Genomic DNA, 6,213 nt, shown 5'->3' on the forward strand with positions numbered 1-6,213 from the left:
GGGGTTGTCAGCTGACGGCCAGACCGTCGAGCACGATATTGAGATACTGGGTGGCGATGGCGTCGTGGTCGTCGTCCCCCTCAGGGCGGTACCACCGCACCGCGACCCAGACGGTGTCGCGCAGGAACCGGTAGGTCAGGCGCACATCCAGGTCGTCGCGAAAATCGCCGGTCTCCATGCCGCGGCGCAGGACCCCGGTCCACATCTCGCGGAACTCGGTGTTTCGCTCGCCCAGGTAGTCGAACCTCGGGTTGCCGCGCAGGTGCTTGACCTCGTCCTGGTAGATCGCCACCTCGTCGCGCTGATCGTGGATCGCCTCGAAGGAGGCCACCACCAGCGCCTCGAGCGTCTCGCGCGGGCCGAGCCCGGCGTCTACGATCCGTCGGTACTCGCCGAACAGCGAATCGAGGAAGCCGCGGAGGATCTCGTCGACGATCGCTTCCTTGGATTTGAAATGGTGGTACAGACTGCCGGAGAGGATGCCGGCGGCGTCGGCGATGTCCCGCACGGTGGTCGCGCGCAGGCCGCGTTCCGCGAAGAGCCCAGCCGCGATCGACAGGAGCTCCTCGCGTCTGTTCGTGGCGGTCATACCCACCACAGTACCAACCAAGCACTTGTTAGGGCAGTTGTCCGAGTCCTCGCCACGTCGCGGCGCGCCCACCGACGCTTCGGACCGTCCGTGGCCGACCGCGTTTAGACTGCGCGGCATGACCTCCCCTGCCTCGTCACTCCCCGGACGGCGTGGCCGCCGGATCCTCGCGGCGTCCGCGGCGCTCGGCCTCGTGTTGGGTCTGTCCGCCTGCACGATCGGAGAGGTCCCCGGCGTCAACGACACCGACACGGCGTCGACCACAGCGAATGTCGCGGACACGCAGACGAGCGGGGCGAGCGAGACGACCACGGCCACCTCGGCACCGGGCACGTCGATCCCGGCCTCTGAGGAGTCATCAGCTCAGACCGCTGCGGGACCCCACTCGGTCGATACGCTGATCGTCAACGCAGACGACATTCCGGGACTCGGACTGGAGCCGACGCCCGCCGAGGACATCGCGCTCGGTCTCAACTCGATCGGGGACCTCACCGCCGGACTGAAGACGGAACCGGCGGACTGCATGGAGGTCAACCAGGACGCGCTGCTGAAGCGCGCCGAGCCCGGCAACCTCGCCCTCCAGTCCGGAAACCGGAACGGAACCGAGTTCGCGATAACCGTCACCACCCTCGACGAGGGACTGTCCGAACGCCGTGCGGAAACCGAGCGTTGCCCGGTCGTACGCATGACCATGCCCTTCCAGGGGACTGAGGTCACCTCGGAGACCAGAAGCACCGTGGACGACGTCGCCGCACCCGCCGGTGTCCGCGACTTCGCCGCGGTCACACAGGTCACCACGGCGGACATGATGGGGCAGTTCGTGGAGTCCGGGATCTTCACCCTCACGGGCATGGTCGAGGGACTCGGCGTCTCGGTCACCGCGTCCGCCCCGAACGGCCCGGTCGCGCAGGCCGACAAGGATTTCGCGGTTGACATCTTCGCCCGGCAGGCGCAGAAGATCCGCGACCACGCCTGATTCCGCCGACCTCAGTCGGTTCGGCCGCGACGCGTCGAGGGCCGGGCACTCCGTTTCGAGCGGGGTGCACGGCCCTCGGTGCTTCGGTCGTGCGGCTACGACTTACGAGCCGAAGTCCCAGGCCACGTTGCTCAGGAAAATCAGAAAGTTGGCCGGAATCTTAAAGAATCCGCCGATCACGTCGCCGACGGATCCGGCGGGCTGAAGGTCGTCGACGAAGTGCCACAGGCCATCCCCGATATCCCACAGTGGTTCGCTACTGTTCACTGCCTTCTCCTAGCTCACCGGCCGCACGCGACTCGTCCGGCCCGAGTGACGCTCAGTATGCTCCGAAAACCGCAGTTCAGAAGCTTGCCTAGGAATCGTGACCCAATTGTGGCCCCGCACCTGGAGCTCGCTGGCGACACGTGCCCGGAATGCACGAACGTCCAGCACGGCGCACCCCCGCGGGGGCGAAACACCGTGCTGGACGACCGGCTTAGGGCGCCGGGCAGCCGGCGTGGCCGCGCGCCGCTAGACCTACAGAACAGCTAGGCCCGCTGCGAGGAGATGGAGATGACCTCGCCGGTGAGGTAGGTGGTGTAGTCGCTGGCGAGCATCGCGATGGTCGCGGCGACCTCCCACACGTCGGCGGCGCGGCCGAAAGCCTCCTTCGAGGCCAACTCGTCGAGCAGTTCGGACGAGGCCGACTTCTCGAGGAACTTGTGGCGCGCGATGGACGGCGCCACGGCGTTGATCCGCACGCCGAAGTCCGCTCCCTCGATGGCCGAGGAGCGGGTCAGCGCCATGACGCCCGCCTTGGCCGCGGCGTAGTGGGCCTGCGCCCGCTGCGCGCGCCAGCCGAGCACGGAGGCGTTGTTGACGATCACGCCGTTGTGCGGCACGTCGCGGAAGTAGCGCAGCGCGGCGCGGGTGGCGCGGAACGTGCCGTTCAGGGTGATGTCCAGGACGCGGTCCCAGTCTTCGTCGGTCATGTCGACGAGCTCGTTCTCGCCACCGAAGCCGGCGTTGTTGATGAGCACGTCGATCCGGCCCAGCTTCTCGGCGGCGCCGGTGATGAGCGCGTCGACGTCCTCTGTGGACTGCACGTTGCAGGTGATGGCCTCGAACTGCTGGTCCGGGAACTCGGCGGCCAGCGCGTCGCGGGCCTCGTTCATGCGCCGCTCGTGGAAGTCGGACACCAGCACGTCGGCGCCCTCGAGCGCGGCGCGGCGGGCGGACGAGAAGCCGATGCCGGTGCCGGCGGCCGCGGTCACCACGACCTTCTTGCCGTTGAGCAGCCCGTGGCCCGGGGTCTCCTCGGGAACGACAGCGAGGGGGGACTTGCGCTCGGTCATGACGGCCTGGCCTCTCGGGGTAGTCCGAGCACGCGCTCGGAGATGATGTTTCGCTGGATCTCGTTCGATCCGCCGTAGATGGTGTCGGAGCGGGTGAACAGGAACAGTCGCTGCCACAGCGCCAGCTCCACGTTCTCGGGATCCCGCAGATCGTTGGGTGCGCCCTCGGACGTCTCCGTGGGGCCGGTCAGCGACTGCGCACCCTGGACGAGCATCGCCAGTTCGCCGAGGTCCCGGTGCCAGTTGGCCCACAGCAACTTGGCGGCGGAGGCGTTGCCGCCGGTGGAGTCACGCTCGGCGAGCGTGCGCAGGGCGTGGGCACGGATGACCTTGAGACCGATCCACGCGCGGGTGATGCGCTCGCGCACCGACGGGTCCTCGGCGCAGCCGTTCGCGTGCGCCATCTGGGTGATCTGCTCGAGCTCGCGGGCGAAGCCGACCTGCTGGCCGAGGGTGGACACGCCGCGCTCGAACTCGAGCAGCGTCATGGCGACCTTCCAGCCCTCGCCGCGCTCGCCGACGATCATCTCCGCGTCGGTCACGGCGTCGTCGAAGAACACCTCGTTGAACTCGGAGGTGCCGGTGAGCTGCTGGATGGGGCGGATCTCGACGCCCGGCTGATCGAGCGGCACCAACAGGAAGCTCAGCCCCTTGTGGCGGCTCGTGCCCTCTTCGGTGCGGGCCACGACGAAAGCCCACTGACTCAAGTGAGCGAGCGAGGTCCACACCTTCTGGCCGTTGAGGTGCCACTTGCCGTCCTCACCGAGGCTGGCGGTGGTGGAGACGTTCGCCAGGTCCGAGCCGGCATTGGGCTCGGAGTAACCCTGCGCCCACAGTTCGGTGACGTCGATGATCTTGGGCAGGAACCGGTCCTTCTGTTCCTGCGTGCCGTGGGCGATGAGCGTCGGCCCGAGCAGCGTCTCCCCCAGGTGGGACACGCGCGCCGGGGCGTCCGCCTTGGCGTACTCCTCGTGGAAGCGCACCTGCTGGCTCAGCGTCGCGCCGCGCCCGCCGTGCTCGACCGGCCAGCCCACACAGGTCCAGCCCGCGTCGGCCATGTGCCGCTCCCAGGCCAGACGCTGGGGGAAGAACTCGTGCTCACTGCCCGGCCCGCCGGCGCCCTTGATCTCGGCGAACTCGCCGACCAGGTTGGCGTCCAGCCAGGCGCGAAATTCCGCGGCGAACTCGTCGTCGGACATTTCCGACGCAGGCCTGGTGTTCTCGGTCATACCGACACACTACCAAGCACTTGCTTGGTTGTGCACCGGGGCAACCCGCCAAGCCCGCCGACTCCGCCTCGCCCCTCGCCCACCTGCAAGACATCCACCTCGACCCGCAAGACCTCAGGTCCGAAAAAGGAGGCAAGCATCGCACCAAAAGTCATGCGACCGCGAGGCCATGTCATGCAACCGCGGGCAGCGGGAGCGACGGAGTCGGCGGAGGCGGCAGAGGCGGCGGAAGCGGCGGGACCAAGCAGTTGCTTGGTAGGGTTGCGCACGCCACACCCGCAGCACGGAGGAGCCCCAGATGTCCCACCCCGCAGATGCAGGCGCAGCCGCGACCGGAGCCCACGGAGCCGCAGGCGCCGCCGCAGACCGCCCGCCCGTGGACACCACCCCCGCCGCACTGCGACGCGCCGCCAGCCTGTGGCCGGACCGGGAGGCCGTCATCGACGTCCAGCCCGGCCAGGACACCCGCTGGACCTGGGCCGACCTGCTCGACGAGGTGCGCCGATTCGCGGCCGGACTGCTGGACCGCGGCGTCGCCGTCGGTGACCGGGTCGTGATCTGGGCGCCCAACACGCACCACTGGGTGGTGGCCGCGCTCGGCGTGCAGTACGTCGGCGCGACCCTCGTCCCGGCCAACACCCGCTACACGGGCAGCGAGACGCTCGAGCTCATCCAGCGCACGGGCGCGGTGGCCGCCGTCGTGGCCGGCACCTTCCTCGGATCCGAACGTATAGCCGAACTCACCGCCGCCGCCGACGGCTCCCTGGCCGAGGCGACCGACCTCAAGACGCTGATCCGCATCCCCCTCGAGGGCGGCGATTCGGCGACTGGAAACGGTGTCGTCGTCGTCGACATCTCCGACCTTCAGTCCCGCGCAACCGACCAGCTCCTCGCCGAGGCCGAGGCCCGCGCCGACGCCGTGACCGCCGACGACGTGGCGGACATCCTGTTCACCTCCGGCACCACCGGCAAGTCCAAGGGCGTCGTGGCGCTGCACCGCCAGACCGTCGCGGGCGCCCACGCGTGGGGCTCGAACGGCGCGCTCACCGAGGACGACCGCTACCTGATCGTCAACCCGTTCTTCCACAGCTTCGGCTACAAGGCCGGGTTCCTCGTGTGCCTGCTGTTCGGCGCGCCGATCATCCCGCTGGCCGTGTACTCGACCTCCGAGACGCTGCGGCTGGTCGAGGCCGAGCGCGCCACCGTCCTGCCCGGCGCGCCGACGATCTTCCAGACGCTGCTGGACGAGCCGACGCGCGGCGAGTACGACCTGTCGTCGCTGCGGCTGGCCGTCACGGGCGCGTCCGTGGTGCCGGTCGTGCTGGTCGAGCGCATGCAGTCCGACCTGGGGCTCGAGACCGTCATCACCGCCTACGGGCAGACCGAGACGATGGGTTTCATCACCACCTGCCGCCCCGATGACGACGCGCACACCGTCGCCACCACCTGCGGTCGCGCCTACCCCGGCATGGAGATCCGCATCGGCGACAAGGGCGAGGTGCTGGCGCGCGGCGAGATGGTGATGCAGGGCTACCTCGACGATCCCGAGAACACCGCCAAGACCCTCGAGGCCGACGGCTGGCTGCACACCGGCGACGTGGGCGAGATCGACGACGCCGGCAACCTCCGCATCACCGACCGCCTCAAGGACATGTACATCACCGGCGGCTTCAACGTGTACCCCGCCGAGATCGAGCAGACCCTCGCGCGCCTGGACGGCGTGGTGGAGTCCGCGGTGATCGGCGTGCCCGACGAGCGGATGGGCGAGGTCGGCAAGGCGTTCATCGTCCGCCGCGAGGGGTCCGGCCTCACCGAGGAGGCGGTGCGCGAGTTCGCCGCCGAGCATCTGGCGGGCTTCAAGCGGCCGCGCACCGTGGAGTTCGTGGAGGCCTTCCCGCGCAACGCCTCGGGCAAGATCCTCAAGACGGAGCTGGGATGAGCGGCGCGGTCCTGGTCACCGGGGCCTCGGGCGGGATCGGCTCGGCCGTCGCGCGTCGCCTCGCCGCCGAGTTCCCGGACGCGCCGATGGTGCTGGGGTACCGCTCCACCGAGCCGGCCCGGCTGGCGGGCGAACTGGGCGGC

At 69.3% G+C, this 6,213-nt stretch carries 6 protein-coding genes; 2 read left to right on the plus strand and 4 right to left on the minus strand.

The annotated features are described in order from the left end of the window. Positions 1-7: 7 nt before the first annotated feature. Entirely contained in the window at positions 8-589 is a 582-nt protein-coding gene (locus G6016_RS03600) for a TetR/AcrR family transcriptional regulator (protein ID WP_182631336.1), read from the minus strand. Positions 590-707: 118 nt separating this feature from the next. On the opposite strand from G6016_RS03600, the gene G6016_RS03605 reads away from it, so the two are divergent. Next, positions 708-1,565, plus strand: a complete 858-nt coding sequence (locus G6016_RS03605; RefSeq protein ID WP_182631337.1) for a DUF5642 family protein — start codon at positions 708-710, stop codon at positions 1,563-1,565. Between the two features lie 102 nt (positions 1,566-1,667). Here G6016_RS03605 and G6016_RS03610 read toward each other — a convergent pair whose 3' ends face one another. From G6016_RS03610 to G6016_RS03620, 3 genes are all read right to left on the minus strand, one after another. Then, positions 1,668-1,832, minus strand: coding sequence for a hypothetical protein (locus tag G6016_RS03610; protein ID WP_182631338.1), 165 nt, complete (start codon positions 1,830-1,832; stop codon positions 1,668-1,670). Between the two features lie 263 nt (positions 1,833-2,095). Continuing rightward, the gene (locus G6016_RS03615; protein ID WP_182631339.1) at positions 2,096-2,902 is read right to left on the minus strand and encodes an SDR family oxidoreductase; all 807 of its coding nucleotides are present in this window, start codon (positions 2,900-2,902) and stop codon (positions 2,096-2,098) included. Further along, positions 2,899-4,131, minus strand: a complete 1,233-nt coding sequence (locus G6016_RS03620; protein ID WP_182631340.1) for an acyl-CoA dehydrogenase family protein — start codon at positions 4,129-4,131, stop codon at positions 2,899-2,901. The genes G6016_RS03615 and G6016_RS03620 overlap by 4 nt, the downstream gene beginning before the upstream one ends. 298 nt (positions 4,132-4,429) lie before the next feature. Between G6016_RS03620 and G6016_RS03625 the strand changes: the two genes are divergently transcribed. Beyond that, entirely contained in the window at positions 4,430-6,070 is a 1,641-nt protein-coding gene (locus G6016_RS03625) for a FadD3 family acyl-CoA ligase (RefSeq protein ID WP_182631341.1), read from the plus strand. The last annotated feature ends 143 nt before the right edge of the window (positions 6,071-6,213 follow it).

It is taken from the genome of Dietzia aerolata, from assembly GCF_014144865.1.
GTDB lineage: Bacteria > Actinomycetota > Actinomycetes > Mycobacteriales > Mycobacteriaceae > Dietzia > Dietzia aerolata.